Annotated in this window: 12 protein-coding genes; 5 read left to right on the forward strand and 7 right to left on the reverse strand. The window is 62.4% G+C overall.

The window, feature by feature from the left end:
* The first annotated feature begins 48 nt into the window (after positions 1–48).
* The 4 genes from ACXAF5_RS20945 (at position 49) to ACXAF5_RS20960 (ending at position 5,817) form a co-directional block, all read left to right on the forward strand.
* Entirely contained in the window at positions 49–1,488 is a 1,440-nt protein-coding gene (locus ACXAF5_RS20945; RefSeq protein WP_474948096.1) for a mannose-1-phosphate guanylyltransferase/mannose-6-phosphate isomerase, read from the forward strand.
* Positions 1,485–2,651 (forward strand): nucleotide sugar dehydrogenase, encoded by a 1,167-nt coding sequence (locus ACXAF5_RS20950; protein ID WP_474948097.1) that lies wholly within the window; start codon positions 1,485–1,487, stop codon positions 2,649–2,651. The genes ACXAF5_RS20945 and ACXAF5_RS20950 overlap by 4 nt, the downstream gene beginning before the upstream one ends.
* An 81-nt stretch (positions 2,652–2,732) precedes the next feature.
* Positions 2,733–3,770: an NAD-dependent epimerase/dehydratase family protein gene (locus ACXAF5_RS20955; protein WP_474948098.1), complete on the forward strand. Its 1,038-nt coding sequence runs from the start codon at positions 2,733–2,735 to the stop codon at positions 3,768–3,770.
* Between the two features lie 625 nt (positions 3,771–4,395).
* Positions 4,396–5,817 carry a sulfotransferase family protein gene (locus tag ACXAF5_RS20960; RefSeq protein WP_474948099.1) on the forward strand — a complete coding sequence of 474 codons (1,422 nt, stop codon included), beginning with the start codon at positions 4,396–4,398 and terminating at the stop codon, positions 5,815–5,817.
* A 42-nt stretch (positions 5,818–5,859) separates the two neighbouring features.
* Here the strand turns inward: ACXAF5_RS20960 and ACXAF5_RS20965 are convergent, their stop codons facing one another.
* From ACXAF5_RS20965 to ACXAF5_RS20985, 5 genes are all read right to left on the reverse strand, one after another.
* Entirely contained in the window at positions 5,860–6,534 is a 675-nt protein-coding gene (locus ACXAF5_RS20965) for a GAD-like domain-containing protein (protein WP_474948100.1), read from the reverse strand.
* Positions 6,535–6,541: 7 nt separating this feature from the next.
* Positions 6,542–8,419 carry a polymorphic toxin type 15 domain-containing protein gene (locus tag ACXAF5_RS20970; protein ID WP_474948101.1) on the reverse strand — a complete coding sequence of 626 codons (1,878 nt, stop codon included), beginning with the start codon at positions 8,417–8,419 and terminating at the stop codon, positions 6,542–6,544.
* The gene (locus ACXAF5_RS20975; protein ID WP_474948102.1) at positions 8,419–9,456 is read right to left on the reverse strand and encodes a DUF4123 domain-containing protein; all 1,038 of its coding nucleotides are present in this window, start codon (positions 9,454–9,456) and stop codon (positions 8,419–8,421) included. Before ACXAF5_RS20975 ends, ACXAF5_RS20970 begins: the two co-directional genes overlap by 1 nt.
* A gap of 165 nt (positions 9,457–9,621) precedes the next feature.
* On the reverse strand, positions 9,622–10,248 hold the full coding sequence (locus ACXAF5_RS20980) for a recombinase family protein (protein ID WP_474948103.1): 627 nt from the start codon (positions 10,246–10,248) through the stop codon (positions 9,622–9,624).
* A gap of 401 nt (positions 10,249–10,649) precedes the next feature.
* Entirely contained in the window at positions 10,650–11,621 is a 972-nt protein-coding gene (locus tag ACXAF5_RS20985; protein ID WP_474948104.1) for a KpsF/GutQ family sugar-phosphate isomerase, read from the reverse strand.
* A 224-nt stretch (positions 11,622–11,845) separates the two neighbouring features.
* On the opposite strand from ACXAF5_RS20985, the gene ACXAF5_RS20990 reads away from it, so the two are divergent.
* Entirely contained in the window at positions 11,846–12,613 is a 768-nt protein-coding gene (locus ACXAF5_RS20990) for a substrate-binding periplasmic protein (RefSeq protein WP_474948105.1), read from the forward strand.
* Between the two features lie 51 nt (positions 12,614–12,664).
* On the opposite strand, the gene ACXAF5_RS20995 is transcribed toward ACXAF5_RS20990, so the two are convergent.
* Together ACXAF5_RS20995 and ACXAF5_RS21000 are read right to left on the reverse strand one after the other, a co-directional pair.
* Positions 12,665–13,918, reverse strand: coding sequence for a glycosyltransferase family 4 protein (locus tag ACXAF5_RS20995; protein ID WP_474948106.1), 1,254 nt, complete (start codon positions 13,916–13,918; stop codon positions 12,665–12,667).
* 202 nt (positions 13,919–14,120) lie between these two features.
* Positions 14,121–15,125 (reverse strand): replication initiator protein A, encoded by a 1,005-nt coding sequence (locus ACXAF5_RS21000; RefSeq protein WP_474948107.1) that lies wholly within the window; start codon positions 15,123–15,125, stop codon positions 14,121–14,123.
* Positions 15,126–15,608: the final 483 nt, after the last annotated feature.

The following is a 15,608-nucleotide window of genomic DNA, read 5'->3' on the forward strand; positions in this document are numbered from 1 at the left end:
CGTATCGACTGTAGGCATGATGGAGATTACTCATATAGGCGCCTTACAATGACCATTATCCCCGTCCTTCTGTGTGGTGGCTCTGGCACCCGTCTATGGCCGTTATCGCGCAAGAGCTATCCAAAGCAATTTGTGCCCTTGATGGGGGAGGAGACCCTGTTTCAGGCCTCGGCGAAGCGGTTGGCGGGAACGGCCGAGGGGATGTCCTTTGCGCCGCCGATGGTGCTGACCAATTCTGACTTCCGCTTTATCGTCACCGAGCAGCTTCAGGGGGCGGGCATTGATCCCGGCGCCATCCTGATCGAACCCGAGGGGCGCAATACCGCGCCGGCGGTGCTGGCGGCGGCCCTGCGCGCCCGGGCCCAGGATCCGGAGGCGGTGCTGCTGATCGCGCCGTCGGATCACGTGGTGCCCGATGTGGCGGCCTTTCATGCCGCTGTCGTCCGCGGACTGGAGGCCGTGGCCGCGGGCCAGCTGGTGACCTTCGGCATCACGCCGACCCATGCCGAAACCGCCTATGGCTATCTCGAACTGGCCGAGGCGCCAGGGGCCGAGGGCGCCGCGGTGGCGCTGAAGCAGTTTGTCGAGAAACCCGATGCCCTGCGCGCGGCCGAAATGCTGGCGGCGGGCAATTTCAAATGGAACGCCGGCATCTTCCTGTTTGCGGCCAAGGACATCATTGCCGCCTTCGAGGCCCATGCCCCCGACCTGATCGCTCCGGTCGAGGCGGCGCTGCGCGAGGCGCAGGTGGATCTGGGCTTTTTGCGGCTGGCGCCGGCACCCTGGTCGGCGGCGACGGATATCTCGATCGACTACGCGGTGATGGAACAGGCCCGCAACCTCTCCGTGGTGCCTTTTGATGCGGCCTGGTCCGACCTTGGCGGCTGGGACGCGGTCTGGCGCGAGGCGGGGCCCGACGAGAACGGCGTGGTGGCCAGCGGCGGTGCCACGGCGATCGACTGTTCCGACACGCTGCTGCGCTCGGACAGCGACCGGCTGGAGGTGGTCGGCATCGGGCTTGAGGGCATCATGGCGGTGGCGATGAACGACGCGGTGCTGGTGGCGGACAAGTCCCGGGCCCAGGACGTCAAGCTGGCGGTGCAGGCGCTGAAGGAAAAGGGCGCGCCCCAGGCCACCAGCTTTCCCAAGGACCACCGTCCCTGGGGCTGGTTCGAGAGCCTGGTGGTGGGCAGCCGTTTCCAGGTCAAGCGCATCCTGGTGCATCCGGGCGCCAGCCTGTCGCTTCAGAGCCATTTCCACCGCTCCGAACACTGGATCGTGGTCGAGGGCACCGCACGGGTGACGGTGGACGAGGAGGTCAAGCTGGTCACCGAGAACCAATCCGTCTACATTCCGGTCGGCGCGGTGCACCGGATGGAAAACCCGGGCAAGGTGCCGATGGTGCTGATCGAGGTGCAGACCGGCGCCTATGTCGGCGAGGATGACATCGTCCGCTACGAAGACCTCTACGCAAGGAACGAAGAATGAAAATTGCAGTTGCTGGCCTCGGCTACGTCGGCCTGTCCAATGCTGTCCTGCTGGCGCAGCATCATGAGGTGGTGGCCACCGATATCTCCGCCCCGCGGGTAGAGATGGTCAACGCCCGCCAATGCCCAATCGTCGATCCGGAGCTGGAAGCGTTTCTCGCCGACCGCAGCCTGAACCTGAGCGCGGCCTCCACCGCCGCCGAGGCCTATGCGGGGGCGGACTATGTGGTGGTGGCGACGCCAACGAATTATGACCCCAAGACCAATTATTTCGACACCTCCAGCGTCGAGGCGGTGATCGCCGAGGTGATCGCCACCACCCCCGCCGCCACCATCGTCATCAAATCGACGATTCCCGTGGGCTATGTGCAGGACCTCCGGGCGCGGCTGGAGACGGATCAGGTGATCTTTTCCCCCGAGTTCCTGCGCGAGGGCCGGGCGCTCTATGACAATCTGCACCCCTCCCGCATCATTGTCGGCGAGCGCTCCGAGCGCGCCCGCGTCTTTGCCGATCTGCTGCTTGAGGGGGCCGAGGACAGGGATGTCCCGGTGCTGTTCACCGACCCCGACGAGGCGGAGGCGATCAAGCTGTTTGCCAATACCTATCTCGCGATGCGGGTGGCGTTTTTCAACGAGCTGGACAGCTATGCCATGGCCGGCGGCATGAACACCCGCCAGATCATCGACGGCATCAGCCTCGATCCGCGCATCGGCGGCCATTACAACAACCCGTCCTTTGGCTATGGCGGCTACTGCCTGCCCAAGGACACCAAGCAGCTCTTGGCCAATTACAACCATGTGCCGCAGAACCTGATCCGGGCCATTGTCGATGCCAACCGCACCCGCAAGGATTTCCTCAGCGACCAGATCCTGATGAAAGGCCCCAAGGTGGTGGGCATCCACCGGCTGGTGATGAAGGCGGGATCGGACAATTTCCGCCAGTCCTCGATCCAGGGCATCATGAAGCGGCTGAAGGCCAAGGGTGTCGAGGTGATCGTCTACGAGCCGGTGCTGGAGGAGGCGCATTTCTTCCACAGCCGGGTGATCCGCGATCTGGCCGCCTTCAAGGCGGAGGCCGATCTGATCGTCGCCAACCGGATGACCGACGAAATCCGCGACGTGGCCGACAAGGTCTTCACCCGCGATCTGTTCGAGGCGGACTGAGGGGCGCGCCGCTGCTGCTTGTCACGCCCCCGGCGGACCTCTAGGACGGGGCAAACGCAATCCCACTGCGAGTGTGCCGCCATGCAAACCGTTCTCGTCACCGGCTCGGCCGGCTTTATCGGCTTTCACCTCAGCATGCTGCTGCTCCGGCAGGGGGCGCGGGTGGTCGGGCTGGATGCCTTCAGCGACTATTACGATGTTCGCCTGAAAGAGCAGCGCCACGCCTTGCTGATCGAGGCCGCCGCCGCCGGGCCGGGGCAGTTCCTGCCGGTCACCGGCCGGATCGAGACGCCCGGTTTGCTGGGCGATCTGCTGGCCTCTCATAATCCAGATTATGTTATCCACCTGGCCGCCCAGGCCGGGGTGCGCCATTCGATCAAGCATCCGCGCGCCTATCTGGAAAGCAATCTCATCGGCACTTTCGAACTGCTCGAGGCCGCCCGGGCGCATCCGCCCCGCCACATGCTGCTGGCCTCCACCTCCTCGGCCTATGGCGCCAATTCCGAGATGCCCTATCGCGAGGACCAGAAGGCCGACCACCAGATGTCCTTTTACGCGGCCACCAAGAAATCAACCGAACATATGGCGCATTCCTATGCCCATCTGTTCGACCTGCCGGTGACCATGTTCCGCTTCTTCACCGTCTACGGCCCCTGGGGCCGGCCCGACATGGCGCTGTTCAAATTTACCAAGGCGATCCTCGAAGGCCGTCCCATCGACGTCTACAACCACGGCAACATGCAGCGGGATTTCACCTATGTGGAAGATCTGGTGGAGGCGATCCGCCGCCTGATGGCCGCGGTGCCCGAACGCCCCGAGGACGGTCAGGTGCCCGCCGGGGACAGCCTGTCGCCGGTGGCCCCGTTCCGTGTGGTCAATATCGGCAATTCCACCCCGGTGCCGCTGACCGATTATATTGCCGCCATCGAACGGGCCACCGGCCGTGTGGCGCAGCGCAATCTGATGCCGATCCAGCCCGGCGACGTGCCCGCAACCTGGGCCGACGCCACCTTGCTGCACCGGCTCACCGGCTACGTGCCGCAGACCGGCATCGACGAGGGTGTGGCCCGCTTTGTGCAATGGTACCGGGACTACACCAGCACCGAAGATCCGCGCTGACGCCGTGCGAGCGGTCCGGGTCCCTTGCACCGGTGTCGGCCTCATGTTGTCCAGCCGGGTTTCTTGGCTGGGAAAGGAACACAAGCACATGACGTACGCTGTCGTGTAACGCAGCAGCAGTATTCAGCGGCACGGAAGATCAGGACGTGCGGTGCTCAGCACCGCTTTCCTCGCTGGGATACTCCCTGAATACGCAGCTTCTGCCCGCTTTTGGCCGGAGTAAAGCGGCGCGGATCACAACGCCCGACATCACCGAATGGCTCTATGCCACCCCGATGACATCGAGCAAACCGTTGTCGAGCATCGCTCCAATAGTCCGATCTCAAATTCACTCTGCAACCCTGGATAAATTCATCGCGCGTTAAGGGTGATTGAATAATCCATTGATTACATAACCTTGATGACACCTCTCCCTGCCAGGGCCGGATCCGGCAAAGGATCTCTCGCCTTCAGCCTCCCTCATTGCGGGTGCAATCACTGAGGAACATTGAGAACGTGAAAAATTCCTGACGCCATTGAACACAATATATGGCGACCTTTGCTCGGAAGATTTCAAAACACCACAGCTGCCAGCCGCGGCGCCACGATGTGAATGGCCCCGGCACTTACTTTTGAGGTCGCAGAAATGAACCAGATTTTTCCTCAGGCCGTCGCGAAGACCAAACCCTCACTTGAGATGTGCCGGAATTTGATAGACGAGGGTCAGCTTCAGCCTGCCTTGCAGTTGCTCCACCTCCTGCTGAAGGAGACGCCCGGAGACCGCAAACTGCTCGCCCTGACCTCAGATTGTTATTGGGAGATGCGCCGCGCCGAACAATCCCTGAAGATCATGCAGGTTCTGCTCGAGCAAGATCCACATGATGTTGCACAGCTGAGCCAGCTTGGCAGTCGCATGCTCTCCCTCGGCAACAAATCGGCTGCGAGAGAGGCATTTGAAGCCGGCCTCCAAGTACAGCCAGACAATATCAACCTCATCTGCGCCCTTGACCTTGTCGCGCCTCTGGATCCGGCAAGCAAACAGGCCGAGAGGCTCCGGCGCGCCGTAAAATTTCGAAAAACGGCGGTGGAAGAACGCGAAGCGGCCTTCAATACCCTTGGCCGCCTCGCTGAGAGAGCAGGAGAGTTTGCAACCGCAATGCAGCACTTCCAGGCTTCCAAGGATTGCACCCCCCTGAACTTTGATCCCGGTGCATTGGAGGCTTTGGTCGAGAGCCAGGTGGCCACCTTCAAGGCCAGCTCTTTGCAGACGCTCTTTGCCCCGCCGCGTGAAACCCGCCCCCTCCTCATCACCGGCGTGCCCAGGAGCGGTACGACCCTGGTTGAGTCAATGCTGGCTGCCCATTCTGCCGTCGGCACCGTTGGAGAAAGCGCTGCACTGCAGAAGGCAAAGTCTGAGGTCCGTGCGGATTGCTTTGGCAGTGAGGCGGATTGGACGTGGTGCGAGAACCTGTCCGCGGAGCATCGCGAAAAGGCCAGAACCCTCTATCTCAAGGGGATCGGTCAATCCCTCACGCAATTGAAACCCTGGATCATCGACAAGATGCCCCAAAACATCTTTGATCTCGGCTTTGCAGCGCAGGCAATGCCGGAAGCGCGCTTTCTGTACATGAAGCGGCACCCATTGGATATTGGCGTATCCCTGCTGGCGAACAACTTCGACGGTAAGGCCAATGCCTTCACAAAATCGCAGGAAGGGATAGCGCATTACATCCTCCAATCCGAAAAATCCGCTGACGACATGCAAGCCAAATTGGGCCGCAACTTTCGGGTGCAGTCCTATCGCGCATTGATCGACAACCCAGAGTCGCAGATGAAGGAGATCCTGGATTTCATCGGATTGCCCTGGGAAGAGGCGGTTCTTCGACCAGAGAGTTCTCCTGTCGCGATCAGAACTGCGTCTGTGGCACAGGTGCGCGAAGGCGTGAACCGGGATGGCATCGACCGCTGGCAAAACTACGAAGCATATCTCCAACCTCTGATCCATGCCCTTGGCGGTTGGGAATGGATCCACAACTGGGAAGAGCGTGATCGCGCCTTGTGGCAGTAGCAACAAGTTAAGCTAGCGCCAAGGCTCTGTGAGCGCGGCATCCTATCCGATCATACGCACAGCGCGGATGGGGCGGGAGAGGTAGTCCATCAGCGTGAATTGCTGTAGCTGCGCTAGGAATAGGAAGTGCTCCAGTGCCTTGGTGCGCTTGAGGTTTTCCAGCCGGGGCGCACCGCCCATGGCCAGTGCCGGGAAGAAGCCATAGCATTCACCCGGTTCCAAATCGCCCAGCCGCTTACGAGCGCGAGCGAACAGCGGTTTGTCATTGTCGTCGTAGATGTTGAGCGATTTTTTTCTATCCGCATGTAAAGATAGTGAAAATACCGCTTCCAAGCTTGGATCTTCCGTTTTCTTACCATCAATCAGATTTATACAGCGAAGCGTAGCACTGGTTAAATTAATATCCACAATGCCATATTTCTCACTCCACACATGCAGCCCACCAAAGGCAGAGTAGCCAAACACATGACAGTCCTTGTGAGAAAAATCCTCATCGGCATGAAACACTTGGGAAAGAAGCCCATCAAAATCATGTGGATTGCAGACATGATATAACCCGTTTGACCAGCTTCCAAACCCATGCTGTTTCCATAGTTCCAGAAGAAAGTCCGGAAGCTTCCCGGTAAACTCTGTGATGAGGTCTGCCGGGGCGGGGTGGAACTTGGCATAAACGCCGTTGTCTTCCATGAGGTCGTTTAGCTCTTCCTGAATATTCATCTCGTCCTCAGCATTTTTTGAGTCTTATGTTCGCCTTCACGCCACCCTGAGCAGCGTGCCCCGCCAGCGCCTCATCCAGAGTATGTACCCGAGTGCGCCATTGGCTGCCAATCGAGCGGTTCACGGAGCTGTTTTGAAGTCCAGATATCTCCGAAGGGCTTCCCCCAGCCACGATGTCAAGAATGTGCGTAGCATCAAGCTTTTTGGCCTCCTGTATGGCAAGTGCTTCTGCTGCTTTACGCGATAGACCTTGCGCTTTGGCGATTTCCAGGCTTCTTTTTAGCAGCCAATCTGCTCGTGCGCCTGACTGCGCAGCCGTATCCCGCAGTGCCCCCGTTCCCATCTGTTTGACCATTTCCCGGCGCTGGATCAGTTCCGCGATGTCGGTGTTGTTGATGGCGTCTTCCTGTTCCAGCAGTTGCTCCATGAAATCACGGTCGGTGACGCCTGCGGGTTTGTTGAAACAGGGGATGTCCCCAGGGGGATTAATGCGCTTGCCGGGCAGGCGGCCCTTGCGGGTGATCCTGATATTTCCGCCGTTCATGCCCAGGGTGTTGGGATCGATCTCGACCTTGTACTGGTTCACCCGGTGGCGGATGCGGGCCACGCCATTGGCCCCAGCGCGGGCGAAGGCTTCGATTTCGTCGTGCAGGCCTTTGCCGATTTTTCCCAGGGCGGTGATGGCCTTGCCGAAGGCCTCGACGATGCTGGCCAGAACACCGAGGCTTTTGGCTTTGACAGCCAGGCCACGCAGCTTGGCCACAAAGGTCGCTAGGCGGCCCGCCAGCAGCGCGATGCCGCCGCCGCCGGTAAGGGCCGCGATGACCGCCAGGATGATCTCAATCAGCACCTCCGGCAGGATGAAACCGCTGACCACCCCCGCCATCTCGGCCCAGAAATTGGGCGTCATGTTCATCGCCACCGCCATGAAAACGTGGAAGACGTATTCAATGGCGTTGGTCTCGCTGGCGATCAGCACCAGGCGCTCGATCCAGTCCTGACCGTTGTCGATGAGCTGCGCGAACAGCCGCCCCGTCTCGCCTGGGAGGGCGCGCAGGCTGTCGAGCGCGGCCTCCATCAGATCCACGGTCCCCGAGGCCAGATCGCGCATCGCCGCCATGATGGTGGCGATATAGGCGGCCAGATCATCCGCGCCGCTGATCCAGTCCGAAACGGTTTCGGCGGCGGTTTCGACCAAGGATGTCCCGTAAACCGCAATCGCGCCGAAGGGGCCGCCGTATTGCATCATGCCTTGCTCAAACGGGCTTTGGCGGGCCACATAAGCGTCATGCCAGTTCTGGGCGTTTTGATAGGCTGCAACGGCGCGGTCGCTGACACCGCCCCAGAAATCGGCCTCGCCCTGATACCAGGCGGACAGACCCTTGCCGACACCCCGAAACCGCGCCTCGGGGATGGAGAGGAGGCCTCTGGCTTCCCATTCCAGCACATAGGGCTGCAGCTTCACCAGCGCATCGTCCCGGAACGCGGCCAGCGCCGCGCCCAGGTCGCCCATACCGGCGTCAGCCTCTCCGGCCCCCTGCGGCACCAGCGTGACCTCCGAAGTCCCCTGTGCCACTTCGATGGGCGGGGTGGTTCCCATCGTGGCCAGCGGGGCGGTCGGCGCGTCCCCGTCTTTCAGGCCATGGGCGATCAGGGGTTCCGTGCGGATCGCGCCGTCCACAACAACTCCGGTGCTGTCCTCGACCCGCACACAGGCATTGGTCAGCGGTGTGGTCCAGGCATCCCGGTAGCAGGCTTCGACCCGGATCAGCCCCGCACATGGCAGGCATATCCGGTCCATGTCGCCCTGCGCCGCAGGCGCGCCCGCCCGGGCCTGGGCAGCAACTGCGCTGGGGGCCGGAGTTTTGGGGCTGCCATCCGCCATCACAGCGCTCCTGTCTCATGCAGCGCATCCATGCGGCGCTCCAGCTGGGCCAGCTTGGCGTCTTCGTCCAAATGGCCTGCAAGAATCTGGATCAGCTGGCCGGCCGGATCACGCTGTTCAAAGCGCTCACCGAAGAACAGCTGCCAGCTGGCTAGGACATGAATGCTGCGCAGCTTGCGAATGCCGTATGCGCCCATTCGCTGGGCGACCTGCGCGACCACGCTGTGCAGATCGTCGCGGGACCTGCCGGCGGTTTGCTCGGGAAACGAGCGGCGTAGGGCCAGGGCCATCTCGATCCGCCGCCGCCGCGCGACCGCCTGGGCCATCGCCTGTTCCTGTGCGCGACTGAGCTGGCAGGCGGGCGCGGCGCCGGGATGCTCCGGGGCATGATGCAATGTGCACTGATCCAGCACGTTGCAGCAGATCACGGCCGCGGCCATCTGCTGCTCGGAACCGTGGAAATAACGCAGATATCCGGCCTCCAGGCAGGCCTGGGCGACATGCGGCTCCCAAAAGCGGAAAAAGACCCATTCGCCCTGACTGTTACGCACGCGGGTAAAGGTCCTGAAGTGCTGCCACAGCGCATCCAGGTCCTGTGATGACCGCAGATAAAGCCCCGGCTCACGATCCCAGAACTGCGTTGGCTTCGCCCCTGTGGTGAACAGCTGCCGGGTCAGGTTGCTGCCTGCCTCAAGCTGCACAATCCATGGCGCAGCATCGCCCAAGGTGTCAAAAGCGTCCCCCTGGAACAGGCATCGGTGCGGCAACCCCGAGGCCATGAGAACGTCCGGCAGGTTCGCGATTTTGGCTCCGTCCAGAATGGCGAAACAGCCCGGCACCGTTTCGCAGCCGTCCGCAAGAGGGCCGAACAACGGGGGGTGCAGGAGATCCGGCACGGTCTTCTGAGGCCAGGCACCGAATTGGTCCCCCAGCGGCTCAACTCCGCAGATTTCTTCTCCGCCTGCGCTGGGGAGAACGCCTGGAACCGCATCCGCTGCGCGGCCCAGATCAAGCCAGTAATCATCTTCCGCCTGCATCATCAGACGCCTTAAACAAATCAACCAATGCGTGCACAATATGGAACCAGAGACGGGAAACCTCAATCCCGATATCAGATGTCAGCAAAACAGCGCCCAAAGGGGTCTATTGCGGACCCGCCGGCTCGCACTGCCATGTGACACACAGCATTCGGCAAGAAGAGATCAGGAGTGTTTCCTTGCGTCGCGGATGCGCAGAATGGTCTGGTGAGATGTGTTGTAGCGCCGGGCCACGGCGGCGACGGTCATCCCGGCCTCAAGGTCCGCCCGTACCGCTGCCTGCGTTGCATCATCCAACGCGGGTGGCCGACCGATCCGCCCGCCTGCGACCCCACGCCCCGTCGCCTTCGCCTGTTTGCGTTCAGCTTCTGTCAAACGCTCAAGCGTGGCCATCGCGTCCATGGTATTCCTGAACTCATTGTCATTGAACAGGTTTTCTTTTGTTCCCAGAGACGCACAAAACGGCTCAGCCCCCATCTCGTGAATGAGCCGGATCGTCTTCAGGATATCGGCTGCATCGCGCCCGAAGCCGTCAAGCGTATAGACGATGACGGCATCGCCAGGTCTGAGCTTGCGGATCAGCTGCTGCAATTTTGGTCGCCCTGAGGCGGCAACCGAGGCGCCCACCCGTTCGCGCACAGCCCAGCGGCTATGCACGACAAATCCGTCGCGCCGCGCGGCCTGCGTGTGTTTGCGGATGGTTACACGATCAGAGGGGGTGCTCCCCTCTTTGGGATCAAGGCGAACATATACGTAGTCCCGGGTATTCAATGGCCGAGCACCTCCTGTCATTGGGCAGATCGCCTTCGTTTTCCACGCGTATCACGCATGGCACGAACTGTCCGAAACAGTTCTGGACGACGTGCCACGCGTGGCATGCGGTGTGGCACGGCTGTGCCGCACTCGGGACTTTGACTCGTAAGGTGTTGTTTTTTATGTGAAATCAAGTTGCTGACAGTCCGAAAATACTATCGGACAGGATTAAATCAAAATTATCAGTATCTTAGTGGCACTTTGCAGTTTGCTGCGTAATGTGTGGAAAATGGCACGAGGCCACAGGCCGAAACCGTCACTCCAGAGCCACCGATCCTCCCGCCCCCTGACCGCCTGTCCCGCCTGCGGCATGTGGCGCGACGGCGTGCAATGCGCGTCCCTCTGCCCCTGACAGGCAGAACAGAGGGACCCGCCGCCGCTCAGCCCAGGCCCGCGCGCAGGCAGTCGTGGATGTGCAGCAGCCCCGCCACCCGGTCCGCGTCATCCAGCACGAACAAGGCCGAGATCTTGCGGCTGTTCATCTCGTGCAGCGCTTCCGAGGCGAGCGAGCCGCGCCGGATCACCTTGGGGCCGCGGGTGGCCACTTCGCCCGCGGTGCGCGCCATCAGCCCGTCCATGTTGCGGCGCAAATCGCCGTCGGTGATGATGCCGGTCAGCCGCCCCCACTCGACCAGACCGGCCAGGCCAAAGCCCTTGGCGGTCATGGTCAAAAGCGCCTCCGACATCGGGGTGTCCGGCGCCACCAGCGGCAAAGCCTCGCCCGTGTGCATCAGACCATCCACCAGCATCAGCTGCGCGCCCAGCTTGCCGCCGGGGTGGAAGACCTTGAAATCCTCGCGCTCAAAGCCGCGCCGCTTCATCAGGGCCACCGCCAGCGCATCACCCATCGCCAGCGTCGCCGTGGTCGAGGTGGTGGGCGCCATGCCGATGCCGCAGGCCTCGGGCGCGTCGGGCAGCAGCAGCACCACATCGGCCTGCGCGGCCAGGGTGCTGTCGGCCTTGCGGGTGATGGCAATCAGCGGAATAGCAAAGCGGCGGCTGTAGGTGACGATATCGGCCAGTTCAGACGTCTCGCCGGAATTGGAGATCACCAGGCAGACATCGCGCGGCGTCACCATGCCGAGATCGCCGTGGCTGGCCTCGGTGGCATGTACAAATTGCGCCGGCGTCCCGGTGGAGGCCAGGGTGGCGGCGATCTTGTTGCCGATATGGCCGGACTTGCCAACGCCCGACACAATCACGCGGCCCTCCATGGCCTCGAGGATTTCGATCGCCTTGAGCTGCGCGTCGCCCACGTCGCCCGCCATCCGGGTCAGCGCGGCCGCCTCCACCGTCAGCACGCGGGCCATTTCGGCCAGGGTCTCGTCGAGGGTCATCTGTCGGGGAGTCATGTGGCGGTCTCCGGGCACTGGGGATGGAGGAAGAAGCATCATCTGGCTCCTGTGTAGGCGGCACACAGGCGAAAGACCAGTGCCGCCCGCCCCGGCAACGCGGCCCCGGGCAACAGAACTGGCCCGATCCCCGACCATAAACTGGGCATAAAATTTTCAGCGGGCCTTAATGCGTGCCTGCTAGGCCAACCGGGACAGCTCCCTTGCAGCAGAAAGGAACACCCATGTCCCGTCGCACGCTCCTGGCCACCGCCGCCTGTGCCCTCTCCCTGTTTTCCGCCCCCGCCTTTGCCGAGACCATCCGCCTGGTCCAGGACGAGGCCTATGCCCCCTATATGACCAAGGACGGCAAACGCCCCACCGGCATCTGGGCGGAAGTGATCACCGAAGCCCTGACCCGTATCGAAGGCGACTATGACGTCGTTCTGGAGGCGGTGCCGTGGTCGCGCGCCGTGAACCTGGTCGAAAGCGGGCAGGCCCATGGTCTGGTCGGCACCTACCACAAGCCCGACAGCCGCCCCTGGATCGGCACCTATTTGGTGGCGCCGTTCACCGAGAACGTCTCCGTCTACTGCCGCGATGGCGTGGCCGAAGCCGACTGGTCCTACCCGCAGGACTTCAAGGGGCTCACATTTGGCAACAACGCCGGCTTCGGCACCCCGGGGCCGGAGTTTTTTGACCTGGTCGCCAGCGGGCTGATCTCGCTTCAGGAGGCACCGACCACCGATCTCAACCTGAAGAAACTCGCCGCCGGCCGTATCGACTGCTACGTGCAGGAGCAACTGACGGCACAGATCGCCATGGGTGCGCTGGAACTCAGCGGTATCACCCAGGTGCTCGATACCTCGGTCGAAGACAGCATGATCGGTTTTCGCGGCAGCTGGCAGGGCACCGAGGCCGAAGCGTTTGCCGCCGATATGGACCGCGCCCTGACGGCGATGATGGCGGACGGGACGATCGACCAGATCATCGCCACGGCAGTTGGCGGCTGACGCAGGCCGCGCGGCCTGTTCCTGGCGGCGCGGCCCCCTGTGGGGGCGTGCTCAGCCCGCGTCGATCCGGATCGGCGGCGCGGTGCTGACCAGCCGGTTGATCTGGCGCAGATGCTCCGGCAGGCAGCGGGTCAGGAAATCATAATCCCGCAGCACCCGCGCCCGGGCGCGCGCGCCCAGCTCCGCATGTTCCGCCGGGCGGGCCAGCACCTCCACCACCTGCGCGGCCAGCGCCTCCGGGTCGAAGAAATCCACCAGCAGGCCGGTGTCGCCATGGGTGATCGCCTCGCGCACCGGCGCCACATCGGCGGCCACGATGGTGGCCTCCATCGCCATCGCCTCCAGAAGCGACCAGCTGAGGACAAAGGGCATGGTCAGATAGATGTGGCAGCGCGACAGCTGGATGATGCGGCACAGATCGCCGTAGGGCACCCGGCCGAGGAAATGCACCCTGCTCCAGTCGACGCGGTCGCCGACCTCGGCCTCCATCTCGCCGCGCAGGCCGCCGGGGTGGTCGCTCTCGCGCCCGTAGGAGACCTCGTTGCCGCCGATCATCAGGATGCGCGCATTGGGGCGTGCGGCCTGGATCTCCGGCAGCGCCCGCATCATGATGTGAAACCCGCGCGCGCGCTCCATGTTGCGGGCCACATAGGTCACCACCTCATCCCCGCGCGACAGCGGATGGCCCAGCCGCCCCAGCGCGATCTGCGCATCCGGGTTGGCCTGCAACCGGTCCGCCCGGATGCCATCGTGGCAGACATACATCATGTCATGGAACGAGGCCGGAAAGCGGTCGCGCTGCCAGTAGGTCGGCACATGGCCCAGGTCCACCACCTCGCGGTTGAGGCAGGGCACCACGTTGCGGGCGCGGTTGAAATAGGGCGCATGGGCCCCGGCGGGCTGTTCGGGGTCAAAGCCGACCATGCCGCCTTCCATATTGTAGTAATATTCAAAGAAGCCGAGGATCGGCACATCCGGCCACAGATCCTTGAAGAAGGACAACTCCCCCCAGCCGGTATGGCCGAGGATGATGTCGGGGCGAAAGCCGGTCTCGGCCTCGTATTTCTGCATCGCCTGCACGGCGCCAAAGCCCGCCCCCGCCGCCGCTTCCCAGTCCCGGGCCAGGCCAAAGGCCTCCTTTGTAGGCGTGTGGAAGGGCGCATAGACCACGGTGCGCACGCCCGCGATCTTCACATCGCCCCGCTGGCTCAGGAACACCAGCTCATGCCCGCCCTGCGCGACAAGCCATTTCACCAGCTCGCGATACTGACCCGGCATGTTCTGATGCACGAACAGCAGTTTCATTGCCGTTGCTCCCCTGCTCTCTCTCGATGCGATTGGCCGCTCTGCGGCGCTTGCACCTTAGCTGCACAACAGACAGCCGAAAACCACATGCCGCCCCGGGACATGTGGTTTCCCGCGCGGCGGCGGCCCCCGGTGGGCCCCACCAAAAGGTAACCTCCGCAACGGCGCCAGGCCATCGACGCGCCCCTCGAAAACCGCCCGCTCAGGCACCTGCCCGCTTGCGCACCCAGCCCAGGAAGGCCGCATCCGGCTTTCTCAGACGCGGCCCCCCCGAGCGGGCCCAGACCGCGCGCCAGTCAGCCTCCAGCGCGTAGACATCCGCCCCCGGCAGCAGGCGGCGCGCCTCGTCGCGGGCCGCTTCGGAGACCACCGGCGGCGGTGTCTCCAGCAGCTTGTCCTTCTGGGCAAAGCGGATGATGTCGCCCTCCAGCTCTGCCATCTCGTAATCGGGCAAGGGCTGGGCCTCGATCATGTCGCGGACCATCTTGCGAAAGACCCGGCGCGGGCTGGCGGAGCCGGATTTCTTCAGGAGCGTCTCCACCGAGATCTGCCAGCTGTCCTGACGTCCGCAGTGCTTGCGCGCCAGCTCGTAGATGCGCCGCTCCAGCGGTTTGCGCAGGCGAAAGTAATCGCGGCTGAGCGTCAGCACCGATTTCGACAGCACCGCCCGAAACAGCCAGTCCGACAGCGTCACCGCCACCGAGACCATGCGCCCACCCCGAGATTTGCGCACAATCTCCCAGCTCTCGATGAGGCCAAAACCCGAGGTGATTTCCTGTCCGCCCGTGGTGATATTGGTGGTGATCCGGGTGCCCGCCAGCCGCTCAAACGCCTCGCGCAGCCGCCGGTAGGCATCGCCCGAGGTCTCGCGGTTGCAGGCCATCAAGAGATCATGCGCCGTCAGATGCAGCGTGCGGCTCACCTGACGGCCTGCATTGAGCGCCGCCATCAGCTGGCTCACACAGAAGATCAGGATGTCCTTGTCGTGGATTGTCGCCAGCCCCTTGACGCTCGGCGTCACGGTGATCTCGGCGCCGTTGTGCTCGTAGTTCAGAATGCGCCGGTCGGGCCGGGTGCTGAGCGAAAACAACGGATGCTCCATCGACGCCAGATCATTCTTCGGCATCGCATCGAAGATGTCACAGAGGAAATATGCCCCCTGCCCTTCGGGTGGATAGCCCCCGGCCCCGCTCACCGCGCTGGTCATGTATTCAGTCTCACTGCTCTGCCTGTTCCACGATGTGCGTCCTGCTGTACCGCCGGATTCGCCTTCGTGGTTTTGATTACACTCACCCTAGGGTTATCCACAGCCCCGCACAACGGGGGTTCGGAGTCAGCAGATCGGGGGTTCAGAGTCATTTCATCGGGGTTTCAGAGTCGCGCATCTCAGAATTTCACGGCCAAAGCCCAATAAAAAAGGGCTTTGCAGATGCCCATGCTCTGCCTTAACTAGAAATAACACAATAATAACAGGATATGTTTTTTTCACCCCTCCTGTTCAGACCTCAGACACCAGCAATATCGCCTGTTGCAAGTGTCGGATTTGCTTAGAAAATAATGGCAATGTCATCATAATGCTTCCACCTGCTGCCTTTTCTGCTATCTTGTGAAAAAGGCGATACATCGAGGGTGGTGATCCGGGCAAACCCGGGCAGGGCATCCTCTGTTCCAACATGAGGCAGGACGCAGG

The organism is Epibacterium sp. ABV4_022 (assembly GCF_056159345.1).

What these genes read in the sequence shown, in the direction of transcription:
- ACXAF5_RS20945 (WP_474948096.1), top strand. Translation starts at nt 49, where the DNA reads ATGACCATTATCCCCGTCCTTCTGTGTGGTGGCTCTGGCACCCGTCTA.
- ACXAF5_RS20950 (WP_474948097.1), top strand. Translation starts at nt 1,485, where the DNA reads ATGAAAATTGCAGTTGCTGGCCTCGGCTACGTCGGCCTGTCCAATGCT.
- ACXAF5_RS20955 (WP_474948098.1), top strand. Translation starts at nt 2,733, where the DNA reads ATGCAAACCGTTCTCGTCACCGGCTCGGCCGGCTTTATCGGCTTTCAC.
- ACXAF5_RS20960 (WP_474948099.1), top strand. Translation starts at nt 4,396, where the DNA reads ATGAACCAGATTTTTCCTCAGGCCGTCGCGAAGACCAAACCCTCACTT.
- ACXAF5_RS20965 (WP_474948100.1), bottom strand. Translation starts at nt 6,534, where the DNA reads ATGAATATTCAGGAAGAGCTAAACGACCTCATGGAAGACAACGGCGTT.
- ACXAF5_RS20970 (WP_474948101.1), bottom strand. Translation starts at nt 8,419, where the DNA reads ATGGCGGATGGCAGCCCCAAAACTCCGGCCCCCAGCGCAGTTGCTGCC.
- ACXAF5_RS20975 (WP_474948102.1), bottom strand. Translation starts at nt 9,456, where the DNA reads ATGCAGGCGGAAGATGATTACTGGCTTGATCTGGGCCGCGCAGCGGAT.
- ACXAF5_RS20980 (WP_474948103.1), bottom strand. Translation starts at nt 10,248, where the DNA reads ATGACAGGAGGTGCTCGGCCATTGAATACCCGGGACTACGTATATGTT.
- ACXAF5_RS20985 (WP_474948104.1), bottom strand. Translation starts at nt 11,621, where the DNA reads ATGACTCCCCGACAGATGACCCTCGACGAGACCCTGGCCGAAATGGCC.
- ACXAF5_RS20990 (WP_474948105.1), top strand. Translation starts at nt 11,846, where the DNA reads ATGTCCCGTCGCACGCTCCTGGCCACCGCCGCCTGTGCCCTCTCCCTG.
- ACXAF5_RS20995 (WP_474948106.1), bottom strand. Translation starts at nt 13,918, where the DNA reads ATGAAACTGCTGTTCGTGCATCAGAACATGCCGGGTCAGTATCGCGAG.
- ACXAF5_RS21000 (WP_474948107.1), bottom strand. Translation starts at nt 15,125, where the DNA reads ATGACCAGCGCGGTGAGCGGGGCCGGGGGCTATCCACCCGAAGGGCAG.